General features: G+C 73.6%; 24 protein-coding genes and 1 pseudogene. 9 read left to right on the plus strand and 16 right to left on the minus strand.

Annotated elements, in window-relative coordinates:
- Window positions 1-15 precede the first annotated feature (15 nt).
- The 4 genes from FB457_RS21800 (at window position 16) to mscL (ending at window position 3,009) form a co-directional block, all read left to right on the plus strand.
- The gene (locus FB457_RS21800) at window positions 16-396 is read left to right on the plus strand and encodes an FmdB family zinc ribbon protein (protein ID WP_078898257.1); all 381 of its coding nucleotides are present in this window, start codon (window positions 16-18) and stop codon (window positions 394-396) included.
- Between the two features lie 37 nt (window positions 397-433).
- On the plus strand, window positions 434-1,282 hold the full coding sequence (locus FB457_RS21805; protein WP_047016232.1) for an S-methyl-5'-thioadenosine phosphorylase: 849 nt from the start codon (window positions 434-436) through the stop codon (window positions 1,280-1,282).
- 419 nt (window positions 1,283-1,701) lie between these two features.
- The gene (locus tag FB457_RS21810) at window positions 1,702-2,382 is read left to right on the plus strand and encodes a hypothetical protein (protein ID WP_253911242.1); all 681 of its coding nucleotides are present in this window, start codon (window positions 1,702-1,704) and stop codon (window positions 2,380-2,382) included.
- A 114-nt stretch (window positions 2,383-2,496) separates the two neighbouring features.
- On the plus strand, window positions 2,497-3,009 hold the full coding sequence (mscL, locus tag FB457_RS21815; protein ID WP_145782903.1) for a large conductance mechanosensitive channel protein MscL: 513 nt from the start codon (window positions 2,497-2,499) through the stop codon (window positions 3,007-3,009).
- Between the two features lie 62 nt (window positions 3,010-3,071).
- On the opposite strand, the gene FB457_RS35330 is transcribed toward mscL, so the two are convergent.
- Window positions 3,072-3,296 carry a hypothetical protein gene (locus FB457_RS35330; RefSeq protein ID WP_486589097.1) on the minus strand — a complete coding sequence of 75 codons (225 nt, stop codon included), beginning with the start codon at window positions 3,294-3,296 and terminating at the stop codon, window positions 3,072-3,074.
- A 159-nt stretch (window positions 3,297-3,455) separates the two neighbouring features.
- On the opposite strand from FB457_RS35330, the gene FB457_RS21820 reads away from it, so the two are divergent.
- The gene (locus tag FB457_RS21820) at window positions 3,456-4,547 is read left to right on the plus strand and encodes a P1 family peptidase (protein ID WP_145782905.1); all 1,092 of its coding nucleotides are present in this window, start codon (window positions 3,456-3,458) and stop codon (window positions 4,545-4,547) included.
- Window positions 4,548-4,767: 220 nt separating this feature from the next.
- Window positions 4,768-5,139 (plus strand): DoxX family protein, encoded by a 372-nt coding sequence (locus tag FB457_RS21825; protein ID WP_145782907.1) that lies wholly within the window; start codon window positions 4,768-4,770, stop codon window positions 5,137-5,139.
- A gap of 85 nt (window positions 5,140-5,224) precedes the next feature.
- On the opposite strand, the gene FB457_RS21830 is transcribed toward FB457_RS21825, so the two are convergent.
- Window positions 5,225-6,244 (minus strand): sigma-70 family RNA polymerase sigma factor, encoded by a 1,020-nt coding sequence (locus FB457_RS21830; protein ID WP_047016237.1) that lies wholly within the window; start codon window positions 6,242-6,244, stop codon window positions 5,225-5,227.
- Window positions 6,245-6,707: 463 nt separating this feature from the next.
- On the opposite strand from FB457_RS21830, the gene FB457_RS21835 reads away from it, so the two are divergent.
- Both FB457_RS21835 and FB457_RS21840 read left to right on the plus strand, forming a co-directional pair.
- Window positions 6,708-7,823: a questin oxidase family protein gene (locus FB457_RS21835; RefSeq protein WP_145782909.1), complete on the plus strand. Its 1,116-nt coding sequence runs from the start codon at window positions 6,708-6,710 to the stop codon at window positions 7,821-7,823.
- An 80-nt stretch (window positions 7,824-7,903) separates the two neighbouring features.
- Entirely contained in the window at window positions 7,904-8,674 is a 771-nt protein-coding gene (locus tag FB457_RS21840) for a dioxygenase family protein (protein ID WP_047016239.1), read from the plus strand.
- A gap of 121 nt (window positions 8,675-8,795) precedes the next feature.
- Here the strand turns inward: FB457_RS21840 and FB457_RS21845 are convergent, their stop codons facing one another.
- On the minus strand, window positions 8,796-10,316 hold the full coding sequence (locus tag FB457_RS21845) for an MFS transporter (RefSeq protein ID WP_047019987.1): 1,521 nt from the start codon (window positions 10,314-10,316) through the stop codon (window positions 8,796-8,798).
- Window positions 10,317-10,449: 133 nt separating this feature from the next.
- Window positions 10,450-11,112 carry a TetR/AcrR family transcriptional regulator gene (locus tag FB457_RS21850; protein WP_047016240.1) on the minus strand — a complete coding sequence of 221 codons (663 nt, stop codon included), beginning with the start codon at window positions 11,110-11,112 and terminating at the stop codon, window positions 10,450-10,452.
- A 208-nt stretch (window positions 11,113-11,320) separates the two neighbouring features.
- Here FB457_RS21850 and FB457_RS21855 point away from each other — a divergent pair, with 208 nt between their 5' ends.
- Window positions 11,321-11,749, plus strand: coding sequence for an OsmC family protein (locus FB457_RS21855; protein ID WP_047016241.1), 429 nt, complete (start codon window positions 11,321-11,323; stop codon window positions 11,747-11,749).
- Between the two features lie 76 nt (window positions 11,750-11,825).
- Here FB457_RS21855 and FB457_RS21860 read toward each other — a convergent pair whose 3' ends face one another.
- The 12 genes and pseudogenes from FB457_RS21860 to FB457_RS21915 form a co-directional block, all read right to left on the minus strand.
- The gene (locus FB457_RS21860) at window positions 11,826-13,115 is read right to left on the minus strand and encodes a lytic transglycosylase domain-containing protein (protein ID WP_047016242.1); all 1,290 of its coding nucleotides are present in this window, start codon (window positions 13,113-13,115) and stop codon (window positions 11,826-11,828) included.
- 62 nt (window positions 13,116-13,177) lie between these two features.
- The gene (locus FB457_RS21865) at window positions 13,178-13,918 is read right to left on the minus strand and encodes a hypothetical protein (protein ID WP_047016243.1); all 741 of its coding nucleotides are present in this window, start codon (window positions 13,916-13,918) and stop codon (window positions 13,178-13,180) included.
- 115 nt (window positions 13,919-14,033) lie between these two features.
- Window positions 14,034-14,561: pseudogene (locus FB457_RS21870) on the minus strand (hypothetical protein); the annotation flags it as partial.
- Between the two features lie 11 nt (window positions 14,562-14,572).
- Window positions 14,573-15,256, minus strand: a complete 684-nt coding sequence (locus tag FB457_RS21875) for a nuclear transport factor 2 family protein (RefSeq protein ID WP_047016245.1) — start codon at window positions 15,254-15,256, stop codon at window positions 14,573-14,575.
- Window positions 15,253-15,795, minus strand: coding sequence for a hypothetical protein (locus tag FB457_RS21880; RefSeq protein WP_047016246.1), 543 nt, complete (start codon window positions 15,793-15,795; stop codon window positions 15,253-15,255). The genes FB457_RS21875 and FB457_RS21880 overlap by 4 nt, the downstream gene beginning before the upstream one ends.
- On the minus strand, window positions 15,792-17,057 hold the full coding sequence (locus tag FB457_RS21885) for an MCE family protein (protein WP_047016247.1): 1,266 nt from the start codon (window positions 17,055-17,057) through the stop codon (window positions 15,792-15,794). The genes FB457_RS21880 and FB457_RS21885 overlap by 4 nt, the downstream gene beginning before the upstream one ends.
- The gene (locus tag FB457_RS21890; protein ID WP_145782913.1) at window positions 17,054-18,448 is read right to left on the minus strand and encodes an MCE family protein; all 1,395 of its coding nucleotides are present in this window, start codon (window positions 18,446-18,448) and stop codon (window positions 17,054-17,056) included. Before FB457_RS21890 ends, FB457_RS21885 begins: the two co-directional genes overlap by 4 nt.
- Window positions 18,445-19,617 (minus strand): MCE family protein, encoded by a 1,173-nt coding sequence (locus FB457_RS21895; RefSeq protein WP_047019988.1) that lies wholly within the window; start codon window positions 19,615-19,617, stop codon window positions 18,445-18,447. The genes FB457_RS21890 and FB457_RS21895 overlap by 4 nt, the downstream gene beginning before the upstream one ends.
- Complete coding sequence (locus FB457_RS21900) at window positions 19,617-20,642, minus strand: MCE family protein (protein WP_047016249.1); 1,026 nt, start codon at window positions 20,640-20,642, stop codon at window positions 19,617-19,619. Before FB457_RS21900 ends, FB457_RS21895 begins: the two co-directional genes overlap by 1 nt.
- On the minus strand, window positions 20,639-21,670 hold the full coding sequence (locus FB457_RS21905) for an MCE family protein (protein WP_047016250.1): 1,032 nt from the start codon (window positions 21,668-21,670) through the stop codon (window positions 20,639-20,641). Before FB457_RS21905 ends, FB457_RS21900 begins: the two co-directional genes overlap by 4 nt.
- The gene (locus FB457_RS21910; RefSeq protein ID WP_047016251.1) at window positions 21,667-22,962 is read right to left on the minus strand and encodes an MCE family protein; all 1,296 of its coding nucleotides are present in this window, start codon (window positions 22,960-22,962) and stop codon (window positions 21,667-21,669) included. Before FB457_RS21910 ends, FB457_RS21905 begins: the two co-directional genes overlap by 4 nt.
- Complete coding sequence (locus FB457_RS21915; RefSeq protein WP_253911243.1) at window positions 22,959-23,840, minus strand: MlaE family ABC transporter permease; 882 nt, start codon at window positions 23,838-23,840, stop codon at window positions 22,959-22,961. Before FB457_RS21915 ends, FB457_RS21910 begins: the two co-directional genes overlap by 4 nt.

Genomic DNA, 23,840 nt, shown 5'->3' on the forward strand with positions numbered 1-23,840 from the left:
GCCAGGAGGAAGCACGTGCCGACCTACCAGTACCAGTGCACCGAGTGCGGCAAGGGCCTCGAAGCGGTGCAGAAGTTCACCGACGACGCGCTGACGGTGTGCCCCGCCTGCCAGGGGCGGCTGCGCAAGGTGTTCTCCGCGGTCGGCGTCGTCTTCAAGGGCTCCGGGTTCTACCGCACTGACAGCCGCAGCGGTTCCGGCTCGGGTTCCGGGGGATCGGGCTCCGGGTCGGGGTCGGGGTCGGGCGAGAAGAAGAGTTCCGAGTCGTCGGCCTCGTCCTCTTCGTCGTCCTCGTCTTCTTCCTCCTCGTCTTCGGGTTCGTCGTCTTCCTCGACGTCCTCGTCCTCTTCCTCCTCGTCGTCCTCCAAGTCGTCCAGCGGGACGTCCGCGGCCTGAGCGCCGCCGGGCCCGGCGGCGCGGTTATCGTTGCGGCATGGCTGAGGCAGCGGCAGTACAGGCAGAGATCGGCGTCATCGGGGGCTCCGGCTTCTACTCGTTCCTCGACGACGTCACGGAGATCGCCGTCGAGACACCGTACGGGCCGCCCAGCGACTCGCTGTTCCTCGGCGAGATCGCGGGGCGCCGCGTCGCGTTCCTGCCCCGGCACGGCCGCAAGCACCACATCCCGCCGCACCGGATCAACTACCGCGCCAACCTGTGGGCCTTGCGCTCCCTGGGCATACGGCAGGTACTGGGGCCGTGCGCCGTGGGCGGGCTGCAGCCGGAGCACGGGCCGGGCACGCTGCTCGTGCCGGACCAGATGGTGGACCGTACGAAGTCGCGCGCGCAGACGTACTACGACGGCGAGCAACTGCCCGACGGCGCCACGCCGAACGTCGTGCACGTGAGCCTCGCCGACCCCTACTGCCCCACCGGGCGCGGAGCCGCGCTGAAGGCCGCGCACGAGAGCGGCTGGGAGGCGGTCGACGGGGGGACGCTGGTCGTCATCGAGGGGCCGCGGTTCTCCACGCGGGCGGAGTCGGTGTGGCACCGGGCACAGGGGTGGGCCGTGGTCGGGATGACCGGGCACCCGGAGGCGGTGCTGGCGCGTGAACTGGAGCTCTGCTACACGTCGATGACGCTGGTGACGGACCTGGACGCGGGCGCCGAGACGGGCGAGGGCGTCTCCCACGAGGAGGTGCTGGAGGTCTTCGCGGCGAACGTCGGGCGGCTGCGGGACGTGCTCTTCGACGCGGTGGGGCGGCTGCCGGCGACGGAGGACCGGAGCTGCCTGTGCGCGGGTGCGCTGGCAGGGCTGGACCCGGGGATCGAGCTGCCCTAGGGCGGTTCGCCCGGGGCCGCAGGGGCGGTCCCCCGGGGCGCGGGTGACGGGGTTATCCACAACCGGGGAGTTATCCACAGGCTGGAGCGGGGCGGGCGGTAATCGGGCAGAGTCGAGGGCGTCACGGAACGCGATCGACTCGTCACGAACAGGTGGTGACCGCCATGTCCGCCCTGGCCCGCACTCTTCCCGGCCCTTCTCTGACTTCTTCTCCCGGCGCCGAGGCCGGCTTGCGGTACGGCGTGCTGGGGGCCGGAGGCAACGGTGCCGCGGGGGCGGTGATTTCACGCGAGGGCGGCGGGGGCGCGGCGGAACCGGGTCCGTCGTCGGAGGCGGGACCGGGCTCGTTGCCGACGGCAGGGCTGGGCTCATTGCCGGCGGCGGGATCCGGCTCGTGGCCGCCGGCAGGACCGGGATCGTTGCCCCGTGGGGCGCCCCCGCCGGGCGGGGTGCCGGCCTTCGAGCCGCTGCGCCCGGCGCGCGGGGCGCGGCTGCGGCGGGCGCTGGCGAGCCGGCGGCGGCTGCTGGCCGCCCTGCTCGCGATGGCGGCGGCGGCCCTGGCCGCGGCGCCGCGCGGCGATACGGAAGACCCGCCGCCTGCCGCGGCGCCGGACGGCGCGGAGCGGGAGGGTCCCGGGGAGGTCACGGGACCGGCGGGCGAGGCGCGTGACGGGGGCGGTAGCGGGGAGGTGCTGGCGCCGGTGCGGATCGCGGACGCGGGGGTGGCCGGGCTGCTGGCGCCTGGCGATGTGGTGGACGTACTGGCCGTGGATGCCGACGACGGGGGCCCGGCGCGGGTCGTGGCGCGAGGGGCGCGGGTGGCCGAGATCCCGGGGGCGGCGGGGGCACCGGATGCGGAGCAGGGGGCGGATGCGCCGGGGGCCGCGGAGACGGCGGGAGCGATGGGGTCGCCGGAGTCGAGAGAGGCGCCGGACGCGTCGGACTTGGCGGAGATCCCGGAGGTGGAGTTGCCGTCCGGCGCAGCGGGGCTGACGGGGTGGGAGGACGGGACGCTGGTCGTACTGTCCGTGCCGCGGTCCACGGCCACGGCACTGGCCGGTGCGGCGGCCGGCGAGCGGCTGGCGGTGACGCTGCGATGACCACACTTGCGCGGATGGTCTCCGGCTTGAGTGGGAGGATTGGACAGTCCTTCCGTATCTCTGCCATACCTTGCTGGGTCGGCCGCCCCGTCGAGAGTGAAGCGAGGAAGGACATTGAGCACGCAGGACGCCGGGAGCACCTCGGAGAGTCAGGGCGTCATCGCCGGGTTCAAGCAGTTCCTGATGCGCGGGAACGTGATGGAACTCGCGGTCGCCGTCGTCGTCGGCGCGGCGTTCACGAGCATCGTGAACGCGGTGGTCAAGGGCGTCATCAACCCCATCGTCGGTGTCTTCGGCTCGAAGAACCTCGACAAGTACCACTCGTGCTTCAGCGATGTCTGCACGACGAGCCCGGAGGGCGAGGTCACCAAGGGCATCGCGATCCTGTGGGGCCCGGTGCTGAGCGCGACGCTGACGTTCGTCATGACGGCCGCCGTCGTGTACTTCGCGATGATCCTGCCGATGAACAAGCTCAGGGAGCGGCAGGCGGCGAAGGCGCCGGTGGCGGAGACCCCCGCGGAGGCCACGGAGATCGAACTGCTGACGCAGATCCGCGACGAGCTGGTGGCCCAGCGGAACGGCGAGACGCCGAACCGCGAAGGCGGCACGTTGCCGACGCAGAGGTAGCGCGGAGGGCGGCCGCCCGGAAGCGGGCGGGGTCGTCGTCACCGGGGCGGCCCCGTGCGGGGTCAGATGTGGTGCGGCGGCTTCTCGTCGAGGAAGCGGGCCAGATCGGCGGCGCTCCCCTCGGCGGCGGGCCGCTCGCCCCAGCCCTCGTCGGTGTCGTCCGGGCTCTGCTGCGCCAGCGGATCGTCGAAGACGAGCGGGTTCTCGGGCTCGGTGCTCATAGCCCCCAGGGTACGGGGCCCCCCGGTCGGCGGCCGGGGCGGCGGCGGAGCGGAGCGGGGCGGCACGTCCGGCGACCCGGCGCGCAGGCGGGACGGGCGGCACGGACGCGGGCGTAGGCACGCGCTGTCGTCGGTGCGTGGGCCCGAGCAGGCGCGCCGTGACCCCTGCCCAGACGTCGGGTTTTACCGCCGGGACCCGTGAGGTGGGCGGTTAAAGTGCGTCGCATGGGCGTGGACGGGATCACGGATGTGGCGGGGGTGCGGGTCGGGCACGCGTCGCGGGTCGGTGACGGGTGGCTGACCGGGACGACGGTGGTGCTCGCGCCGGAGGGCGGCGCCGTCGCCTCCGTGGACGTACGCGGGGGCGGGCCCGGCACCCGGGAGACCGATGCCCTCGACCCGCGCAACATCGTGCCGCGGGTGGAGGCGGTGGTGCTGACGGGCGGCAGCGCGTACGGGCTGGCTGCCGCCTCCGGCGTGATGGCCTGGCTGGAGGAGCAGGGCCGCGGCTTCCGGGTGGGGCCGGACCCGGCGCAGGTGGTCCCGGTGGTTCCGGCGGCTGCGCTGTTCGACCTGGGCCGCGGCGGCGACTTCCGGGCCCGCCCCGACGCCGCCATGGGCCGGGAGGCCGCAGCCGCGGCGGCGGCCTCCGCGTCCGGCGCCCCGGTCGCGGCGGGCAACGTCGGCGCGGGCACGGGCGCGGTGTGCGGGGCGATGAAGGGCGGCGTGGGCACGGCGAGCACGGTGCTGCCCTCCGGCACCACGGTCGCCGCGCTGGCGGTCGTCAACGCCGCCGGCTCGGGCGTCGACCCGACCACGGGCGCGCTCTACGCGGAACTGCCCGGCGCGGCAGCGGGCGGACTGCCCGGCCCGGAGGTGCACGCCGCCGCGTTGCGGCGGTTGGTGGCGGCTCGGGAGGAGACCGCACGGCGGTTCGCCGCGTCGGCCCGGCCACCGCTGAACACGACGCTGGCGGTCGTCGCCACGGACGCCGTGCTCGGCAAGGCGCAGGCGCAGAAGCTGGCCGGCTCCGCGCACGACGGGCTGGCCCGTGCCGTACGACCCGCGCACCTGCTCTCCGACGGCGACACCGTGTTCGCCCTGGCCACCGGCGCCCGGCCGCTGCTCTCCCCGGACACCGCCACCCCCGACCCGGCGTTCGCGGTCCATCAGGAAGCCGGCGCCCTCAACGAGGTCTTCGCGGCCGGTGCGGACACCCTCACCCGGGCGATGGCCAAGGCCCTCCGCACCGCAGAATCCATCGACGGCCCAGGCGGCACCTTCCCGTCCTACACCGACCTCTACACCCCCGCCTGACAACGGCCGCCCTCGCCCGTCCGATCCGCCGCCCGCCGGGGCTGCCGGTACGGCGGCGCCGCCGTACCGACGCCGGCGAGCCCGGTCGACCGGGCCGGGCCGCTTCGAACTCCGCGACCCGTACCACCGGGTGTCACCTTTCCAGGGCAGGAGCGTGGGGACGGACGAGACCACCACTCCCGCGTCCCGGTAGCCCACCAGCCGAGGAGGTCCGCTGCCCATGAGCGTTCAGACGAGTGCGCTGTCCACCGCCGTGGTGGCGTGCATCGCGGCGAACACGTTCATCGCCGTCGCCGACTTCGCCAGGGCGGGGTTCGTCAGGAAGAACTCCGCCGCCGTGCACACTCCCGCCGCCGCCCTGCCCTACCTCGGGGCGCTGAAGCTCGCCGGTGCGGCCGGGCTCGTCGTCGGGCTGGCCGCGGTGCCGTGGCTCGGGGTTGCGGCCGGGGTGGGCCTGACCCTGTTCTTCGTCGGGGCCGTCGCCGCGCACGTCAGGGCTCGGGTCTTCCACAACATCGCGTTCCCCGGGGTGTATCTGCTCCTCGCCCTGGCGTCCGCCGCCTCCATGACCGACGCCGCGCTCGGCGCGTGAGCCCGCCTGCCCACCGGCGTGGGGAAGCCCCCGATGCCGGGGGGAGACATCGGGGGCTGCTCGGGGTGCGCCGTCAGGCGGGCGGTCAGGCCGCGGACTCGAAGCCCGTGTCGCGGGCGAGCTTCTTCAGCTCGACCAGCGCGTGCTTCTCGATCTGCCGGATCCGCTCGCGGGTCAGGCCGTGCTGCTTGCCGACCTCGGTGAGCGTGCGCTCGCGGCCGTCCTCGATGCCGTACCGCGCCTTGATGATCGACGCCGTGCGCGGCTCCAAGCGGCCGATGAGGCCCTCCAGTTCCTCGCGCCGCATCATCACCAGCACGGAATCCTCCGGCGAGTCCGCGCCGGTGTCCTCCAGCAGGTCGCCGAACTGGGTCTCGCCCTCGTCGTCGACCGACATGTTGAGGCTCACCGGGTCGCGGGCCCAGTCCAGGACGTCCGTCACGCGCTCGGGCGTCGAGCCCAGCTCGGCGGCGACCTCGGCGGGCTCCGGCTCACGGCCGTGCTCGCGGTTGAACTCGCGCTGTACGCGCCGGATACGGCCCAGTTCCTCGACGAGGTGGACGGGGAGCCGGATCGTCCGGGACTGGTCGGCGATGGAGCGGGTGATGGCCTGGCGGATCCACCACGTGGCGTACGTGGAGAACTTGAAGCCCTTCTTGTAGTCGAACTTCTCGACGGCGCGCACCAGGCCGGCGTTCCCCTCCTGGATCAGGTCGAGGAGCGGCAGCCCGCTGCGCGGGTAGCGCCGGGCGACGGCGACGACCAGGCGGAGGTTCGAGCGGATGAAGAGATCCTTCGCACGCTCGCCCTGGGCCACGATCGCTTCGAGTTCCTCCCGGTTCGCCGACGCGCTCGGCGCGTCCACCGCCTCGGGCTTCGCCTCGCCGGCGAGCAGCTTCCCGGCGTAGACGCCGGCCTCGATGTCCAGGGAGAGTTCGACTTCCTTCGCGGCGTCGAGCAGCGGTGTGCGCGCGATCTCGTCGAGGTACATCCCGACGAGGTCGCGGTCGGCGATCTCGCCGCTCCTGGCGCGAGCGCCGCGAGCGCTGCTTGCCCCGCCGGCCGGGGTCTCGGCCTGGCGGCGGGCGACGGCACGGGTTGCCATGCGTGCTCCCTTGCGAGTGAGTTCCTCACCGGTGGTCGACACCTACCGGGTGTCCGTTTCACCCAGTCCAACGCAGAGAATCAGGACAGAATTCCCATCGGGTGCCCCGATTTTCGTGATCTTGCAGTATGCTGCCCCGCCGCAAGGCAGGCTCAGGCCGCCGTAGGGTGCGCGGTACGGGCCGGAGAGGGGCCTGGTCAGGCCGGGCGATCGGCGCCCGTCGCCGGCCCGGACCGGTGCCGGCCACCGCCGGCCCGTGAGATGCCCGTCACATCCGGCATCGTGGCCTCCCCCCTGGGCAGCGCCGCTCTGCGCCGCCCTCCCCCTGTGAGGACGGCGCGCGGGGCCGTCTGGTTGCTCCCGCGGCCGGAAAGTGCGGGTGTGCGCCTGGGCCCGTAGACCTACGGGGACCTAGGGCCCGCGGCCGTTACGGACCGGCGGTGGCGCACGTAGCGTCGCCGGCATGGAGAAGAGCCGTGAGGACGCGCGTACGGAGACCGGCCGCACCCGGGACGACAGCGGGGTGCTCGACGAGGCCCTGGAGCGGCTGCACGCCGCGGGGCCCGAGCGGCAGGGCTGGCTGACCAACCACGGCCCGATGGCCGTCGAGGCCCTGGTGTACGGCGACCGGGCGGCGACCGTGCACCGCTGGCTGGACCGCTACCGGGACAAGCTGGAGGACATGCCGCCCCAGGCCCGGCCCATCGACCCCGCCGCCTGGCACGAGGCGCTCGGCGATCCGGCCCGGCTCGGGGACTGGCCCGCGTACTTCGCCCGGGAGCTGGACGCCCGGCCGTGGCGTGAGGTGCTGGCGGAGTGGTGGCCGCGGCTGCTGCCCGGGCTGGCCGGCGCCGCGACGCACACCGTGATCCGCGCGGGCCATGCCGTACGGACCCTCCAGGACACCGAGGCCGCGGGCCACGCCCCCACCGCCCCCCGCGTCACCGAGCTGGCGCACGCCCTGGGCTACTGGGCCGCCCGCTACGCCTGCCTGCCCAGCGCCCCCGTCCCGGCCGGCACCGCGGGCCCGGACGCCGCGCTGGCCGCCGTGCCCGCCGTGCCCGCGCAGGCCGGCGGCATCCGCGAGCGGCTGGCGCAGCTCACCCCGGAGTCGACGCCCGGCTGGCCGGCGGCGGTGAGCGCCCTGACCCCGGCGCGTACCCCCGAGGAGGCCCGCGAGGCGCTGTCCTCGCTGGTACGGGCCGCGGTCCACCGCTATGCGGCGTACGGCCACGGCGAGCCGGTCATGCTGGTGCACGCCGCGACCGCCCCGAACGCCGTGCTCCGCACCCTGCCCGCGCTCCCCCGCGACCTGTGGGTCCCGAGCTACGCGGCCGCCTGGGCGGCGAGCGCCGCCGTCACCGCGGCGTACGGACCGGCCGCCCCGCTGCCGCCGGACCGCATCCCGGCGCCGCCGGCCGGCGACGCGGCCGCCGCGGCCGACGAGTTGCTGACCCGGGCGGCGGCGCACGGGGACGAGCACACGATCAAGTTCGTCGACACCGCGCTGGACGTCGGCGACGGCACCGCGCGCGTGGCCGCGCTGCAGTCCGTCGCGCTCATCGACCCGGCGTTCTGAGCGAACCGCACGGGAGCATCCGGCCGAGCGCAGGTATGGTTGAAGTCTAAACTTCAGGACCGGAAGGCGGCGACCCGCCCATGCCCACCATGCCCGCGCTCTATCTCTCCCACGGCGCCCCGCCGCTCGCCGACGATCCCGTCTGGCCCGCCGAGCTGGCGGCCTGGGCCGCGGGCCTGCCCCGTCCGCGCGCCGTCCTCGTGGTCTCCGCGCACTGGGAGGAGGCCCCCGCCGCCCTCGGCGCCACCACCACGGTTCCGCTGGTCTACGACTTCTGGGGCTTCCCCGAGCACTACTACCGCGTCCGCTACCCCGCCCCCGGCGCCCCGGAGCTGGCCGAGTCCGTACGCACACTGCTGCGCAGCCCCGGCGAGAGCGTGCAGGACTTCCCCGACCGCGGACTCGACCACGGCGCGTACGTGCCGCTGGTGGAGATGTATCCGGACGCCGACATCCCGGTGCTCCAGCTCTCCATGCCGACCCTCGATCCCGAGCGGCTGCTCGCGCTCGGCCGCCGGCTCGCGCCGCTGCGCGCGGAGGGCGTGCTGATCGTCGGCAGCGGTTTCTTCACGCACAACCTCGCCGCGCTGCGGCACACCGGCGACGGGCCGCCCGCGTGGTCCGCGGAGTTCGACGCCTGGGGCCGCGAGGCGCTGGCGGCGCAGGACGTGGACGGGCTGCTGGACTTCGTGCGCAAGTCGCCCGCCGGGCGGCTGGCCCATCCCCGTACCGAGCACTTCGCCCCGCTGTTCGTCGCCCTCGGCGCCGCCGAGGACGACCTGCCGAGCCAGCGCAGCGTCATCGACGGCTTCTGGAGGGGACTGGCCAAGCGCTCCCTCCAACTGGGCTGAGCACGAGCGGCAGAGGACAGCGGAACCAGGCATGGCGAAGGCCCCTTCCCGTCCCCCCGAGGAACCGAAAGGGGCCTTCACCCGGCCCTGAACTCTCCTTCGAGTCAGTGCACCGGCGCGGTCAGTGGACCATCACCGGCGCCTGCACCTCGTCCTCCGTGCCCGCGTCCTTGCCGTCACCGGAGACCTCGTGCCCCGACTGGGCCCGGGCGGTGACGAGGGTGTACGCAAGGGCGGCGGAGACCACGAGGATGCCGACGGCCCACCAGATCGCCGTCGAGTAGCCGTGCACGGCCGCGGAGTTCGCGAAGCCCTCGCGGCCCAGGGTGCGGGCCTCGGAGGCGTGCGAGGAGATCCAGTCGGTCGTGGCACTGGCGGCGATCGTGTTCAGCAGTGCGGTGCCGATGGCGCCGCCGACCTGCTGCGAGGTGTTGACCATCGCGGAGGCGACGCCGGAGTCGCGCGGCTCCACCCCGTAAGTGGCCAGGGACATGGCCGGCATGAACGCTGTACCGAGACCGAGGCCGAGCAGCACCAGCGCCGGCAGGACGAGCGCGGCGTACGAGCTGCCGGGCTCCATCTGGGCCAGCAGCAGCATGCCGAGTGCACCCGTGAGGAAGCCGGGCACCAGCAGCAGCCGCGGCTGCACGCGGGTCATCAGCCGGGCGCCGATCTGGGTCGAGCCGATGATCATGCCCACGATCATCGGAAGGAACGCCAGGCCGGTCTTGACCGGGCTGTAACCCTTCACGACCTGCAGGTAGTAGGTGAGGAACAGGAAGACGCCGAACATCGCGATGACCGCGAGGCCGAGCGAGAGGTAGACCCCTCCGCGGTTGCGTTCCAGCAGCACGCGCAGCGGCAGCAGCGGGCTCTTGACCTTCGCCTCCACCGCCACGAACGCGGCCAGCAGCACCACGGACGCGACGAACATGACGATCGTCAGGGTGTCGGTCCAGCCCTCAGACTCGGCCCGGGTGAAGCCGTACACCAGCGCGACCAGACCGGTGGTCGCCAGGAGCACGCCCGGGATGTCGAGCGGGGAGCGGTTCCTGCTGCCCTTCGGGTCGTGGATGACGGCCATGGCTCCGAGGACGGCGACGACAGCGAACGGGATGTTCACGAAGAACGTCCAGCGCCAGTCCAGGTACTCCGTCAGCACACCGCCGAGGATCAGGCCGACGGCACCGCCACCACCGGCGATGGCGCCGTAGATGCCGAACGCCTTGGCCCGCTCCTTGCCGTCGGTGAAGAGGACCGCGAGCAGCGACAGGGCCGCGGGCGCGAGGAGCGCGCCGAAGACGCCCTGGAGGGCGCGGGCGCCGAACATCATGGCCTGCCCGGTCGCGGCGCCGCCGAGCGCGGAGGCGATCGCGAAGCCGACGAGGCCGGTGATGAAGGTGCGCTTGCGCCCCCAGAGGTCGGCGATACGGCCGCCGAAGAGCAGCAGGCCGCCGAACGCGAGCGCGTAGGCCGTGATGACCCACTGGCGGTTGGCGTCGGAGATGCCGAGGTCCTCCTGGGCGGAGGGCAGCGCGATGTTCACGATGGTCGCGTCGAGCACGACCATCAACTGAGCCACAGCGATGAACGCGAGGGCTTTCCAGCGCCTCGGATCAGGCTGCAATGCCGTTTCTGGCATGGGGGTACCCACCATTCGAGTTCAGGGTTGATCTTGGTACGAATCAGAACGAACCGGTGCTCATCACCGCACAGGGCTCGGAAAAGGGAGTCTCGGTGATCAGAACAGACTCACCGCTCGCGGATCACCTCATTTACGTGCCCTTCTGCCGCAGAGCCTCGAACGTGGCGGCGCTGCCGGACAGCGTTGACCTGGCCGGATTCATCAGCCCGTCGAGGAACAGCTCCAGATGACGGTGCATGTACGTGTCGAACCCCACAGTGCACTCCAGGCCGGGCAGCGGCCTGGTGAGCTGGGCGAGCGCGACCATCAGGTCGCCGACGCCCACGTCCGACCGGAGCGTGCCCTCGGCGCGGGCCCGCGCCATCAGGTCCTCCAGCGCGGTGTCGAGGCGCTCGCGCATGCCCATCACCTCGGGGGCCGCGTGGTCGAAGCCGTCGACGAGCAGCGGGCACAGCGACCCGATCCGCTCGTCGGCGCCCCGGTGTACGAAGCCCCGCAGCGCCTCGAACGCCTCGGTGTCCTCGGCGAGCGCGGCCTCCGCCAGGTCGGCGATGCGGCGCATGGACTCCAGGGTCACCTGGAGGATGAGCTCGCGGCGGTCGGCGAAGTTACGGTAGACCGTCGCGTTGCCGACGCCTGCGCGGCGGGCGATCTCGTCGAGCGGGACGTCCGGGCCCCACTCCACGAACGCCTCCCGGGCGGCGTCGATGATCCGTTCGCGGTTGCGGGAGGCGTCGGCCCGCATGCGCGGCTGCCGCTGCCCGGTGAGCGTGGCGCCCTTGCCCCTGCCCATGGTTTGCCTCCCTGGTGGCTTCCGGGGAATCTCTCCCCGCTTTCTTTCGACACCAGCTAAACGGGGAAGCACTCCCCACTATTTCCCGGCCTCGGTGTGATCTGCGCCACGCGGGCGTCGGGCCCAGGGCCGGACGCCCTCGGGCGCCCCGGCACCGATAACTTGGGGCACGTACCGTCTTTCGCTCCAGACTCGGAGGCTGACCGCCATGGCAACCACCCGCACCGCGAAGACCCACTGGGAGGGCAACCTGCTCGAGGGCAAGGGGACCGTCGCCCTCGAGTCCTCCAAGATCGGCACGTACGACGTGAGCTGGCCGGCCCGCTCCGCCGAGCCCGGCGGCAAGACCAGCCCCGAGGAGCTGATCGCGGCGGCCCACTCGGCGTGCTACTCCATGGCCTTCTCGCACGGCCTGGCCGGCAAGGGCCACACCGTGGAGTCCCTGGACACCAGCGCCGACGTGACGTTCCAGCCCGGCGAGGGCATCACCGGCATCGTGCTGACGGTGCGCGCGACCGTGCCGGGGCTCTCCGAGGAGGAGTTCCAGGCCGCCGCCGAGGACGCCAAGAAGAACTGCCCGGTGAGCCAGGCGCTGGCGGGCGTCAAGAACATCACGCTCCACGCGACGCTGGTCTGAGCGGACGCCGGACGCACACCCCGATCGCCCGGTCGGCGCCCCGGCGCGGACCGGGCGGTCGTGTGCCGGCGCCCGGTCAGGTGGTGCCCGACGGGTCCGGTGAGGCGGAGTCGTCCGGGCAGGGGGACGCGCCCGGGTCTTCGCCGGGGCTCGGCGAGGGGGACTCACCCGGGTCTGCGGAGCAACTGCCGCCGGGGTCCGGGTCGCCGGGGTCTCCCGTTCCGCCGCCGGGGTCGCCCCCCGGGTCGCCGCTGCCGCCCGGGTCGCCGGAGCCGCCGCTCTCGCCCGGGTCGCTGGGGCTGGGGCCCGGGTCGCCGCCGCCCGGATCGCCGCCGGGGTCTCCCGTTCCGCCCGGATCGCCGGAGCCGCCGGAGTCACCCGTACCGCCGGATCCGCCCGTACCGCCCGAGCCCCCGGAGCCGCCGGTGCCCCCCGACCCGCCGTCCGGAGGACTCGGCCGCGGCCCGACCACGATCCCGCCGGGACCGTCCGGCTCTCCCGGCGGCGTCCTGCTCCCCTTCTCCGGTACGGACCGGGGGTTGCCCGCGCCGGAGCTGGCCGGCAGCACGCCCGCGCCGTCCGGCACCGCGTGCACCCCGGAGCGGTAGAAGCCCAGCCAGGCCAGCACGGTGGTGAGGTAGTCCCGCGAGTAGTTGTAGCTGAGGATCGCCCGGTCCAGGTCGGCCGCCGCCGTCAGGTCCCGGCCGCCCGCGCAGAGGTAGTGGCCCGCCGCCAGCGTCGCGTCGTAGACGTTGTCCGGGTCGGAGCGCCCGTCGCCGTTGCCGTCCGCGGCCCACCCCGCCCAGGTCGACGGGATGAACTGCATCGGCCCCACGGCCCGGTCGTAGCCGGTGTCGCCGTCGTAGCGGCCGCCGTCGGTGTCGGAGATGTGCGCGAAGCCGTTGCCGTCGAGGACCGGCCCGAGGATTGGGGTGAGCGTGGTGCCGTCCGCGTCGACGGCGCCGCCGCGGGCGTGCCCGGACTCCACCTTGCCGATGGCGGCCAGCAGTTCCCACGGCAGCCCGCAGCCGGGGTCGCTCACCGCGATCCGCCGCTCCGCCTTCCGGTACGCGTCGAGCACGGTCGCCGGGACGCCGGACTGCTGCTCGATCACCGCCGGCGGCGTCGGCTGCGTGCTGACGACCGGGTCCATCCCCTGCAACGGCGGGATCTCGGTGTGGTACTGGCCGTCGCCCGGGGTCCCCGGCGGCAGCACGGGCGCGGTGTCGAGCCGGTCCTCCGCCCCGCCCCCGGCCGCCCGGCCGGCCTCGTCGCCGGGAGCCTGCGAGGCGGTCAGCGCGACCATCGCCGCCGCCGCGAGCGCCGCCGTCGCCACGCTGTGGCGCATCCTGCTGAGTGAAGCCATGGACCTGCCTCCCGGCGAAGTCGGGGTTGCCGTGGTCGTGGCGTGCGGCCGTGCCCGGGCCGTCAGCCGAAGGTGTCGATGTGCGAGATCCGCCACCTGCCGTCGTCCTTCACCGCGTCCACCGCGACCATCGCGGCGCCGTACGACGTCTCGTCCGTGTCCGTACGGGTGTTGCGCTGGTCGGCGAAGACCAGCACGCGGGCCGCGCCGCCGCCGGCCAGCTCCACCGCCGAGTCGGTCACGGTGGTGGAGAGGACGAGCTTCTGCGACGGGGCCTGCTCGCGGACGTCCGCGAGCATGTCCCGGTGCTGGGCGACGGCCTTGCCGGTGAGGTACGTACGGGCCGCCCTCCGGTTCTCGTCGAGGTCGGTGTAGTCGACGGAGAAGACCGCCTCCACCGCCTCGCCGACGCCGCCCTTGACCTCGCTGGTCAGCGGCGCGTCCACGAGCGCGGCGTTGTCGGCGGCGGGGTCTCCGCCCCCGCTCGCCTGCACGGCGGCGAAGGCCGCGAAGCAGCCGAGCAGCACGGCGGCTGCGCCCAGCGCCGCGGCAAGCCGCCCGCCGCGCGCGGACGTCGGGGCGCCGGTACGGTCCCCGCCGGTACGGCCCCGGGCGCCGGGCCGCGGCCTGCGGGCCGGGGCCGGGGGCTGCTTCCCCGCGGGCTCCGCGGGACGGGCCCCGGTCCTGCTCCTGGTCCTGGCCCGGACGGCCGCGGCGGGCTGCCGCCGGGCCGGCTTCCGCGCCTCCTCGGCGGGGGGTGCGGTGCGGCGGCGCCGGTTGATCAGGTGGCGGGTGGTCGACATCTCTGCGGTCCTCTCCGGAAGTTCACTGCCCGGCTTCGCCGGCCCGGCCCGAGTCCGAGCCCGGTCCCTGGTCGGTGCCCTGCCCCGGGCCCCGGCCGGACCCCTCGCCCGCCTCCCCGCCCGCGGAGTCGCCCGCGGGCGCCTGCCCGAGGGCGCTGAGCTTCCAGCCGTCGCCGGTGCGGGTGACCTCGCCGAGCATCCGGCTCTCCTTGGCCTGCGGCTTCTCCCCGGGGGCGGCGACCGTGATACGGACCGCGACCAGCACGTCCGCCCGGCCGGCCCGGTCGTCCAGTTCCGTGAGCGCCGCCGACAGCACCTCGGCCGTGGTCACGGTCTCCGCCTTCGCCACCTCCTTCTCGAACCCGGCGCGCCCCTGCCGCAGTTGGGTGAGGAGTTCGCCGGTGGCGGACGCCTCCCAGCGGTCCAGGCCCTCGTCGAGGTCGCGGTGGTCGAGGGTGTTGAGGTTCGTCACGGCCTGCCGGGCGGCGGCCAGCGCGTCGTCCCGGGAGGCGGCGAAGTCCGCCGCGTCGTCGTGCGCGGCCGCGTACCAGGAGGTGCCGGCCCACGCCGCGAGCACCGCCGCCAGCGCTGCCGCCACGAGGGCCAGCGTCAGCAGGGGGTTCTTCCTCAGGCTCACGTCGATCCGCCCTTTCGCTAGCGGGACTTCAGGTCGGTGATGCGCCACTGCCCGTCCTGCCGCTCGGCGGTCACGGAGAGCTGCGCGCCGGCGGTCGCCGGGTCTTTGCCCTTGCGTTCGGTGATCTGGTCGAGGAGGACCAGCAGCGTGGCGTCGTCGCCGTCGAGCCGGATCACCCCGGCGCGTACGACGTGGGTGGTGAGCGTCAGCTCCTGGGCGACGACCCGCTGCCGGATCTGGCCGAAGAGCTGCCGGTACTGCTCGCGGGCGGGCCCGGCGAGGAGGTCGTCGGCGTCCCGCGCGGTGACGCCGGGGTCTTCCGGCGCGTACGAGAACACCTTGCTCAGCGCGTTGCTGACGTCGCCGGCGACGGCGGCGGTGCCGGAGGAGTCGGTGAGCGCCCGGTTGGCCAGCGCGTCGTCGCCGTTGAGACGGGCGGCCTGGACGAGGAGTCCGGTGCCGGCGAGGAGGAGCGCGACCAGCACCGCGACGCCCGCGGCCCGCAGGCGGCGCCGGGCGGCGGCGGATCCCGTACGGCCCTCACCCCCGGAGTCGCCGGACCCGGCTTCGGCGGCCTCGGCTTCGGCGATACCGGCTTCCGCGGCCTCGGCTTCGGCGGTGTCGGCGGACTCCGCCGGCTCCCGCTCGCGCGCGTCGACGACCACGCCCGCCGTGCTCTCCCTCTCGCCGTCCCGGCTCATGAACCGCTCCCCTCCACCGTGATCGCGGTGAGCGACGCGATCTTCCAGCCGTCCCCCGTCCGCTCCAGGCCCGCCTCGAACCGCTTGCGGTCCGTACGCTCCCCGTCCGCGCCGCCGCTCGTCTCCACCCGCACCGTGGCCAGGGCCTTCGCCGTACCCGCGCGCGGGTCCAGCTCGGTGACGGCGGCCTCCGTGACCGTCGCGCGGACCGTGACCCCCGCGCGGTCGACGGCGCCGGCGCTCGCGGCCCGCGACCGGCGCAGGTCCTCGTGGAGCGGTCCCGTGGTGGCGTCCTCCCAGCGCGCCAGGCCCGCGTCCGGGTCGGCCGCGTCGATGCTGTTGAGCGTCCCGATGTGCTCCTGTCCCGCGGCCAGCACGCGGTCGCGCTCGCGGCCGAAGTCCAGGTCGTCGCGGGTGGCGGCGGCCGCGTAGCGCCAGGCGGAGAAGCCGGCGAAGGCGAGGACCAGCGCGACGGCGAGTGCGGCGGCGAGCGTCCGCCGAGGCGGGGCGCTGCGGGCGTACGGCGGTCGGGGGCTCATCGCGCCTCCTTCAGGCCGAGCAGTCCGGCCATGTCGGTGGGCCCGTCGCCGACCGCGGGCAGGCCGGGCGCGCCGGGCAGCGCTCCGGGCGCGGCGCGGGTGCCCGGCCGGTCGTCCGCGAGTCCCGAGCCGGGCCTGGCGGGCTTGGGCACCCCGCCGCCGCCCGGGGAGTGCGCGGAACCGCGGACGTTGACGCCGCTCGACGCCGGGGCGGTGCAGCGGGCGGCGGTGTTGAAGCCCGCCGGGCTGGTCGTGAGGCCGTTGCGGTACGCCGTGGAGCCGTACCCCCGGGTGCAGGGCAGCGGGTCGAAGAAGCTGAGCGCCATGCCGAAGCGGGCGCCGTCGGAGGTGATGGCGGTGGAACCGGCGGCGGCCACCTGCGGCAACTGGACGAGCAGTTGCTCCAAGCCGTCCTGCCGGGTGACCGCGATCTCCGAGGTGGTCAGCAGGTTCGCGAGCAGGATGCTCAGGCTCGGGTCGAGGTCGCGCAGCAGCCCGGTGACCTGGCTCGCGGCGCCGGGGCCCGCCTCGACGACGCGGCGCAGGTCGCCGTCGGAGCGCTTGAGCTGCGCGGTCAGCTCCTCGGCGCCCTTCGCGAACTCCTGGAGCGCCTCACCGGAGTCGTTCTGCGTGCGCAGCACCGTCTCGCCGTCGATCATGAGCCGGGTGCTGTACGGCAGCGCCGCGTCGGCGGCCCGGATGAACTCGCTGCCGGTGTCGAGGAGCCGCTGGAGGTTGTCGCCCTGCCCGGCGAGGGCGTCGCCGAGTTCGTCCACGACGGTGCGCAGCTCGCCGGTGTCGACGGAGGTGGCGAAGGAGTCGACGCTGGTGAGGAGGTTGGTGACGGGCGCGGGCGTCGCGGTGTGCTGGCGGCCGACGACGGCACCGTCGGCGAGGTAGGGGCCGGAGTCGGCGGCGGGCTTGAGGTCGATGTACTGCTCGCCCACGGCGGAGTAGTTGGCGACCTCGGCCGAGAGGTCGGCGGGGATCGGCGGGGCCGAGTCGCGGATCCGCAGTTCGGCCTCGACGCCCGTGCCGGTCAGCTCGATCGGCCCGACGCGCCCGACCGACACCCCGCGGTAGGTGACCTCCGCGTGCGGGAACAGCCCGCCGGTCTCGGCGAGTTCGACGCGCACCGTGTAATAGTCGCGCATGCCGACGTAGCGGCCGAGGTCGGCGTAGCGCACGCCGATGTAGCCGATGACGAGCACCGCGACGAGGGCGAACACGATGTTCTTGACGATGACGGACCTGGTGATCACCGGCTCTCACCCCCGGGCGACTCGCTGCCGGACGCCGGCGGCGACTCCGGCTCCGTAGCGGACGGGCTGCCCGGCGGCGACCCCGACGGGATGCCGGCGCCGTCGGACGGGCCGCCGCCCGGAGAGGCGGACCCCGGGTCCCGGGGCCCCGTGCCGTCCGGCGCGGGACCGCCCGGGTCCGGGGACGCCGGCGGGCCGGCGCCGGGCGTCGTCGGTCCCACGGACGGCAGCGGCAGCGACAGAGCGGTGCCCGTGGGGGCGCCGCCCGGGTCTCCGGAGCCGGGGACCGGGTCCTCGGTCAGCGGCGGGATGAGCTCCGTACCGGAGGGCGCGGTCACCGCGAGGTAGATGTTGAGGTAGTCGCCCTTGACGCCGCGCAGCACCTCGTCGGTGAAGGGGTACGTGAGCAGCACCTCCAGCGAGGCGGGCAGCGCCTGCCCGGCGTCGGCGAGGTTCTTCAGCACTTTCCCCAGGGCCCTGAGGTCGGCGATCATGTCCTCTTTGCTCGCGTCGATGGTCTCCACCGCGACGTCGGAGAGCCGGTCGAGCGAACGGAGCATGGTGACCAGCGCGCCGCGCTGCTCCTCCAGCACCTTCATGCCGGGGCTGAGGTCGTCGAGGATCACGCCGATCTCCGTCTTGCGGGTGGCGAGGGTGGCGGACAGCCGGTTGACGCTGTCGAGCGCGTCGGTGATGCCGTCCTTGTTGTCGTCGAGGCTCGTCATCAGGGTGTCGACGCGCTTGAGCATGGAGCGGACCTGCGGCTCGTTGCCCTGGAGCGCGTCGTTCAGCTCCCGGCTGATGGTGCGCAGTTGCTCGATACCGCCGCCGTTGAGGAGCATCGACAGGGCGCCGAAGACCTCCTCGACCTCCGGGTTGCGGTTGGTGCGCGCGAGCGGGATATCGGTCCCGCCGTCGTCGGGGAGGATCGCCGTGGTCACGTCCCCGGGGGCGGTGCCGAGGTCGCCCGCCTGCTCCGCGTCGGCCTGCTTCTTCCCGGGCGGGGCGAGCAACTGGACGTATTTCTCGCCCAGCAGGCTCGACTGCTCGATCCGGGCGTACGCGCCGGCCGGCAGCCGCACGTCGCCGTTGACCTTCATGGTGACCACGGCGGTCCACCGGTCGTCGGCGACCTCGATGTCGGTGACCCGGCCGACGGCCACGTCGTTGACCCGCACCGAGGACTGCGGCACAAGGCTCAGCACGTCCTCGAACTCGGCGGTGACCTCGTACGGGTGGCTGCCGAGGTCGGCGCCGCCGGGCAGCGGCAGGTCCTGGATGCCGGTGAACTCGACGTCCGCGGACTCGTAGACCTCCCTCACCACCAGCGGGGAGGCGATGACGAGCGCGGCGGCCACGACCCCGGCGACCGTCTTGACGTGCCAGTTCATCGCCCGCCTCCCTGCTCCGGCGTGCCGTAGACGTCGCCGATCGCGGGCAGCGGCAGTCCCGGCAGCTCCTCCTGCCGCTCCGCGGGCGCCGGTACGAGCCCTTCGCGGCCGGTGGCGCCGCCGCCGTCGTCCGCCAGGCCGGCGTCCGGCGGCCCGCCCATGCTCAGCTCGTTGAGGTTGCCGCGGCCGTCGATGGTGCGCTTGCCGGGGTTGTAGGCGCGCAGCAGGTTGTCGGTGGCCAGCGGCGCGGTGTCCAGCGCCTCGGCGAGCGAGGCGCGGTTGTCCACGAGGAGGCGGGTCAGGTCGGCGAGCTTGCCGACGTTGGCCTTGAGCCGGCCGCGGTTGTCCTTGATGAACCCCTGCACCCTGCCGAGCGCCGTGCCCAGCTCCTCCAGCGCCGCGGCCAGTTCGTCCTTGTCCTCGGCGAGGAAGGTGCCGACGTCGGCGAGCTGCTGCTCGGCGTCGCGCACCTGCCGGTCGTTCCGCTTCAGCATGGTGGTGAAGGACTGGAGGTTCTCGATGGTGCCGAAGAGGTCGCCGCTGCGGCCGGAGAGCGTCTGGGTGGCGTCGCCGAACCGGTCGATGCTGTCGCCGATCTCCTTGCCGTTGCCCTCCAGGTTGCGGGCGCCGGTCTCCAGCAGTTTGCTCAGCTCGCCGGTGGCGTTGGCACCGTCGGGGCCGAGGGCGTCGCTGAGGTCGGTGAGGGAGGCGTACAGCTCGTCGATCTCCACCGGGGTCGCGGTGCGCTCGACGGGGATCTCGTCGCCGTCGGCGAGTTCGGGCCCGCCGGTGTAGGGGGGACTGAGCTGCACGTAGCGGCCGGAGACCACGCTCGGCGCGATGACCGCCGCCTGCACGTCGGCCGGTGCCCGGACGCCGTCGTGGAGGGTCAGTCCGACGCGCACCCGGTCGCCTTCGGGCTCGACGGAGTCCACCGTGCCGACCTTGACGCCCAGGATCCGCAGGTCCGAGCCGCCGTAGAGGCCGACTCCGGAGTCGAAGTAGGCGGTGATCTCCTTGCCGTCGGGGCCGGTCAGCGCCCGTACGCCCCAGGTGCCCGCGGCCACCAGCACCGCCGCGGTCACCAGCAGCGCGACCGGCCTGCGGCCCCGCAGCCGGCCGCCTGCCGCGCGCAGCCGCCGCACCGCTCCCGTCACAGGACGTGCCATCACCGGCCCCCCTTCGGCTCCGGCGGCCGGCACCCGCGGTCCGGCACGACGTCCGGCGCGTACTCCCGCGGCACGAGCCCGCAGAGGTAGCTGTCGAACCAGCGGCCGCTGCCGAGGGTGTTGCCGACGAGCCGGTAGTACGGGCCGGCCGTGGCCAGCGCCTTGTCGAGGTTCTTCTCGTTGGCCCGGAGCACGCCGGTGACCCGGTCCAGGGCGTCGAGCACCGGGCCGATCTGCTCCTCGTTCTCCTCCACCAGCCCGTCCAGTTCCTTCGCCAGGTCGCGGGTGCCGGTGAAGAGGGCGTGGATCGCGTCGCGCCTGGCGCGTACCTCGGCGAGCAGGTCGTTGCCGTCCTTCAGCAGCGTCTCGAACGTGTCGTTCTGCTCCTTCAGCGTCCTGGTGATCTCGGCGCTGCCGGAGAGCAGCCGGGCCAGCTCGGCGTCCCGGGAGGAGATCGTCTGCGACAGGTCCGCCAGCCCGTTCGCCGCCTTGCGCACGTTCGGCGGGGTGTCCTCGAAGGTCTCCGAGATCACCTCGAAGCTCTCCGCGAGCGCCGTGGTGTCCAACTCCCCGACGGTGGACGACAGATCCTGGAACGCCTGCGTCACGTCGTACGGGGACGTGGTGCGCTCGACCGGGATCGGCTGACCGGCGTCCTGCCGGACGCTGCCCAGGGGATCTACGGCCAGGTACTTCTCGCCGAGCAGCGTCTCGATGGCGATGGCGGCCGTGGACCGGTCGCCGATCCAGGCGTCGCGCACCGTGAAGTCGACCGCGACCCTGGGCCCGTCGAGCCCGACCCCGTCGACCTCGCCCACCTTCACGCCGGCCACCCGCACCTCGTCGCCGGAGCGCAGCCCGGCGGCCTCGGAGAAGTGGGCCGTGTAGGAGGTGCCGCCGCCGACGCCCGGCAGCGCGTCCGCGCGGTACGCCGCGAACCCGCCCAGCGCGAGGACCAGCAGTCCCACCAGCCCCACGGCGACGGGGCTGCGTTCGCGTACGGGCTTCAGCCTCGGCACTCTCATCGCTCACACCTCGGCGGGTGCACCGTGATCCCGGTCGGCGGCTCGCTACCGTCGGACATGCTCACGCCCGTCACCCGCGCCTCGCAGAGATAGAGGTTGAACCAGGAGCCGTACGAGGCCAGCCGCCCCAGCGTGGCCATCTTCACCGGGGTCTGCTCCAGGAACTCCTCCACCAGCGGCACGTTGTCCGCCAGCCGCTCGGCGACCCGGCCGACCTGGTGGATGTCCTCCTTGAGCGGGGCGCGCCCGTCGCGTACGAGATCGGCGGTGGTGGCCGTCAGGTCGCCCATGGCGTCGACGGCGCGGAAGAGCGGCTTGCGGTCGTCGGAGAAGCCGGACACCAGGTCCTGGAGGGTCACCAGCAGGTCGTTGAACTCCTTCTCGCGGGTGTTGACGGTCTCCACCACCTCGGTGAGGTTGTCGATGACCTCGCCGATCACCTGGTCCTTCGCGGCCAGCGTGCCGGTGAGCGAGCCGACCGTCTCGACGAGGCTGTCGACCGTCCCGCCCTGGCCCTGGAGCACCTGGACGATCTCGTTCGCGAGCTTGTTGGTGTCCCGCGGCGACAGCCCCTGGAACAGCGGCTGGAAGCCGTTGAACAGCTCGGTGAGGTCGAGCGCGGGCCGGGTGCGCTCCAGCGGGATCGTGCCGCCGGGCGCGAGCGACCGCCCCACCGGGCCCTCGCCCTGCTCCAGGTCGATGTAGCGCTGGCCGACCATGTTGAGGTATTTCACCGAGGCGTTGACGGAGGCGGGCAGCTCGCGCCCCTCGCGTACGGTGAACTCCACCCGCGCGTACCGCCGTCCGCTCAGCTCGATGGACTCGACCTCGCCGACCTTCACGCCCGCCACCCGCACGCTGTCGCCCTCGACCAGGCCGGTCACGTCGGTGAACCGGGCGCTGTAGCCGTCGGTGGGGCCGACGCCGGTGTTGGCGATGGAGAAGGCGAGCGCGGTGGTGGCGAGCGCGGTGACCGCGACGAAGACGAGCGACTTGATCAGGGGCCCCGCGAGGCTTCTTCTGTTCACTTCAGCCGCACCTCCGTACCCCGGAAGACGGGTCCGGCGAGCACGCTCGACCAGTCGGGCAGGTCGTCGGGCGGGCTCTCCATGCCGGCCGCGAGAAGTTCGTTGACGAGCTGGTTCTCCGCCGGGGAGTTGGGCAGCCCGAGGGCCTGCTCGTCGGTGGCCGGCGCGGTGGTGAGGGTCTTCGCGGACTGCGGCCGGCCGGCGGCGGTGCCGCTCCTGGCGGGCGCGCCGGTGTACGGGACGCCGTAGCACCGCGGGCCGCCGCCGGCGTCGAAGCGCGGGGCGTCCCGGCCGGGCACGTACTTGCCGCGGGCGGGCAGCACCTCGACGTCGACGTGCAGTCCCGGCTCGGCGGTGCCCTTACCGAGCGCCTTGTCCATGACGGGCACGAAGTCGGCGAGGGTACGCAGCGTGCAGGGGAACGACGGCGCGTACTCGGCCATCTTCTCCACCGTGGGCCGGCTGTCGGCGGACAACCGGATGATGTTCTCCCGGTTCTGCTCCAGGAAGGTGTCCAGATCCTGCGACGTGGTCGTCAGCGTGCCGTAGAGCCCGCCCAGGTCCTGGGCCTTCTCGGCGATGGTGCCGCTCGTCGTCGTCGCGTCCCGCAGCGCCTTGGTCAGGTCGGGGACGGTGTCGGCGTACAGGTGGCCGAACTCGACCAGTTCGCGGATGTCGCGGTTGAGCGTGGGCAGGTGCGGGTTGAGCTTCCGCAGGTGCTCGTCCAGCTCGACGAGGGTGTCGCCGAGCTTCTTGCCGCGGCCGTCGAGCGCGTCGGCCATGGCGGTGAGCGTGGCGGAGAGCTTCGCCGGCTTCACGGCGGTGAGCAGCGGCATCACGTTGTCGAGCACCTGCTCCAGCTCGATGGCGTTCTCGCTGCGGTCCTGCGGGATGACGCCGCCCGCCGCCAGCGTCTCGCCCGCCGTGCCGCCGTCCGCGGGCGGGACCAGGGAGACGAACCGCTCGCCGAAGAGCGTGGTGGGCAGCATCTGCGCGGAGACGTCTGCGGGGATCCGGTCCAGTTGCCCGGGGTCGAGCGCCAGCGTCAGCCGGGCGGTCCGCCCGCCGTTCTCCGCGGAGATCTCCCGCACCTCGCCGACGACGACGCCGCGCATCTTCACCTCGGCGTACGGGTGCATCTCGTTCCCGACGCTGCCGGTCTCGACCGTGACGGTCGCGGTGTCGGTGAACTCCTTCTGGTAGACGGCCACCGACAGCCACACGAGCAGCGCCATCACCAGCAGGAACACCAGCCCCGCGGTCCTGCGTCCCGTCGTTTCGAGGCGGCTCATCCGGACACCTTCACCGTGGTCGTGGTGCCCCAGATCGCCAGGCTGAGGAAGAAGTCGGTGACCGCGATGAGCACGATCGCGGTACGCACCGAGCGCCCCACGGCGACGCCGACCCCGGCGGGGCCGCCGGTGGCGCGGAAGCCGTAGTAGCAGTGCGCGAGGATCACCATCACGCTGAAGATCAGCACTTTCATGAACGACAGGAGCACGTCGGCCGGGGAGAGGAAGAGGTTGAAGTAGTGGTCGTACGTGCCGGCGGCCTGCCCGTTGTAGAGGACCGTCACGGCGCGCGAGGCGAGGTACGAGCTGAGCAGCCCGATCCCGTAGAGCGGGATGATGGCCACCACCCCGGCGATGATGCGGGTGGTGACGAGGTACGGCATGGAGCGCACCCCCATGCCCTCCAGCGCGTCGACCTCCTCGTTGATCCGCATCGCGCCGAGCTGGGCGGTGAATCCGGCGCCGACGGTGGCGGAGAGCGCGAGTCCTGCGACGAGCGGGGCGATCTCGCGGGTGTTGAAGTACGCGGAGACGAAGCCGGTGAAGGCGGCGGTGCCGATCTGGTTGAGGGCCGCGTAGCCCTGGAGGCCGACGACCGTGCCGGTGAACAGGGTCATCGCGAACATCACGCCGATCGTGCCGCCGATGACGCCGAGGCCGCCGCTGCCGAAGGCGACCTCGGCGAGCAGCCGCTGCACCTCCTTGAGGTAGCGGCGGGCGGCCCGCGGGGTCCACAGCAGGGCGCGTACGTAGAAGACGAGCTGGTCGCCAGCCTGGTCGAGCCAGGAGAGCGGGCGGTCGAGGAGCCGTCCTGCGCGCAGCCGCCGGGGGTCCTGCTCGTACTCCCCCGCCGTGCCGTCCTTCTGGGCCAGGGCCAT

The organism is Streptomyces sp. CNZ287 (genome assembly GCF_007827615.1).

Excerpts from the sequence above, each read along its gene's own strand:
- FB457_RS21830 (WP_047016237.1), bottom strand. The coding sequence starts at position 6,244 with ATGGCAACCCGTGCCGTCGCCCGCCGCCAGGCCGAGACCCCGGCCGGC.
- FB457_RS21835 (WP_145782909.1), top strand. The coding sequence starts at position 6,708 with ATGGAGAAGAGCCGTGAGGACGCGCGTACGGAGACCGGCCGCACCCGG.
- FB457_RS21875 (WP_047016245.1), bottom strand. The coding sequence starts at position 15,256 with ATGAGCCGGGACGGCGAGAGGGAGAGCACGGCGGGCGTGGTCGTCGAC.
- FB457_RS21840 (WP_047016239.1), top strand. The coding sequence starts at position 7,904 with ATGCCCACCATGCCCGCGCTCTATCTCTCCCACGGCGCCCCGCCGCTC.
- FB457_RS21805 (WP_047016232.1), top strand. The coding sequence starts at position 434 with ATGGCTGAGGCAGCGGCAGTACAGGCAGAGATCGGCGTCATCGGGGGC.
- FB457_RS21915 (WP_253911243.1), bottom strand. The coding sequence starts at position 23,840 with ATGGCCCTGGCCCAGAAGGACGGCACGGCGGGGGAGTACGAGCAGGAC.
- FB457_RS21865 (WP_047016243.1), bottom strand. The coding sequence starts at position 13,918 with ATGTCGACCACCCGCCACCTGATCAACCGGCGCCGCCGCACCGCACCC.
- FB457_RS21860 (WP_047016242.1), bottom strand. The coding sequence starts at position 13,115 with ATGGCTTCACTCAGCAGGATGCGCCACAGCGTGGCGACGGCGGCGCTC.
- FB457_RS21825 (WP_145782907.1), top strand. The coding sequence starts at position 4,768 with ATGAGCGTTCAGACGAGTGCGCTGTCCACCGCCGTGGTGGCGTGCATC.
- FB457_RS21900 (WP_047016249.1), bottom strand. The coding sequence starts at position 20,642 with ATGAGAGTGCCGAGGCTGAAGCCCGTACGCGAACGCAGCCCCGTCGCC.
- FB457_RS21895 (WP_047019988.1), bottom strand. The coding sequence starts at position 19,617 with ATGGCACGTCCTGTGACGGGAGCGGTGCGGCGGCTGCGCGCGGCAGGC.
- FB457_RS21880 (WP_047016246.1), bottom strand. The coding sequence starts at position 15,795 with ATGAGCCCCCGACCGCCGTACGCCCGCAGCGCCCCGCCTCGGCGGACG.
- FB457_RS21910 (WP_047016251.1), bottom strand. The coding sequence starts at position 22,962 with ATGAGCCGCCTCGAAACGACGGGACGCAGGACCGCGGGGCTGGTGTTC.
- FB457_RS21845 (WP_047019987.1), bottom strand. The coding sequence starts at position 10,316 with ATGCCAGAAACGGCATTGCAGCCTGATCCGAGGCGCTGGAAAGCCCTC.
- FB457_RS21855 (WP_047016241.1), top strand. The coding sequence starts at position 11,321 with ATGGCAACCACCCGCACCGCGAAGACCCACTGGGAGGGCAACCTGCTC.
- FB457_RS21890 (WP_145782913.1), bottom strand. The coding sequence starts at position 18,448 with ATGAACTGGCACGTCAAGACGGTCGCCGGGGTCGTGGCCGCCGCGCTC.
- FB457_RS21820 (WP_145782905.1), top strand. The coding sequence starts at position 3,456 with ATGGGCGTGGACGGGATCACGGATGTGGCGGGGGTGCGGGTCGGGCAC.
- FB457_RS21850 (WP_047016240.1), bottom strand. The coding sequence starts at position 11,112 with ATGGGCAGGGGCAAGGGCGCCACGCTCACCGGGCAGCGGCAGCCGCGC.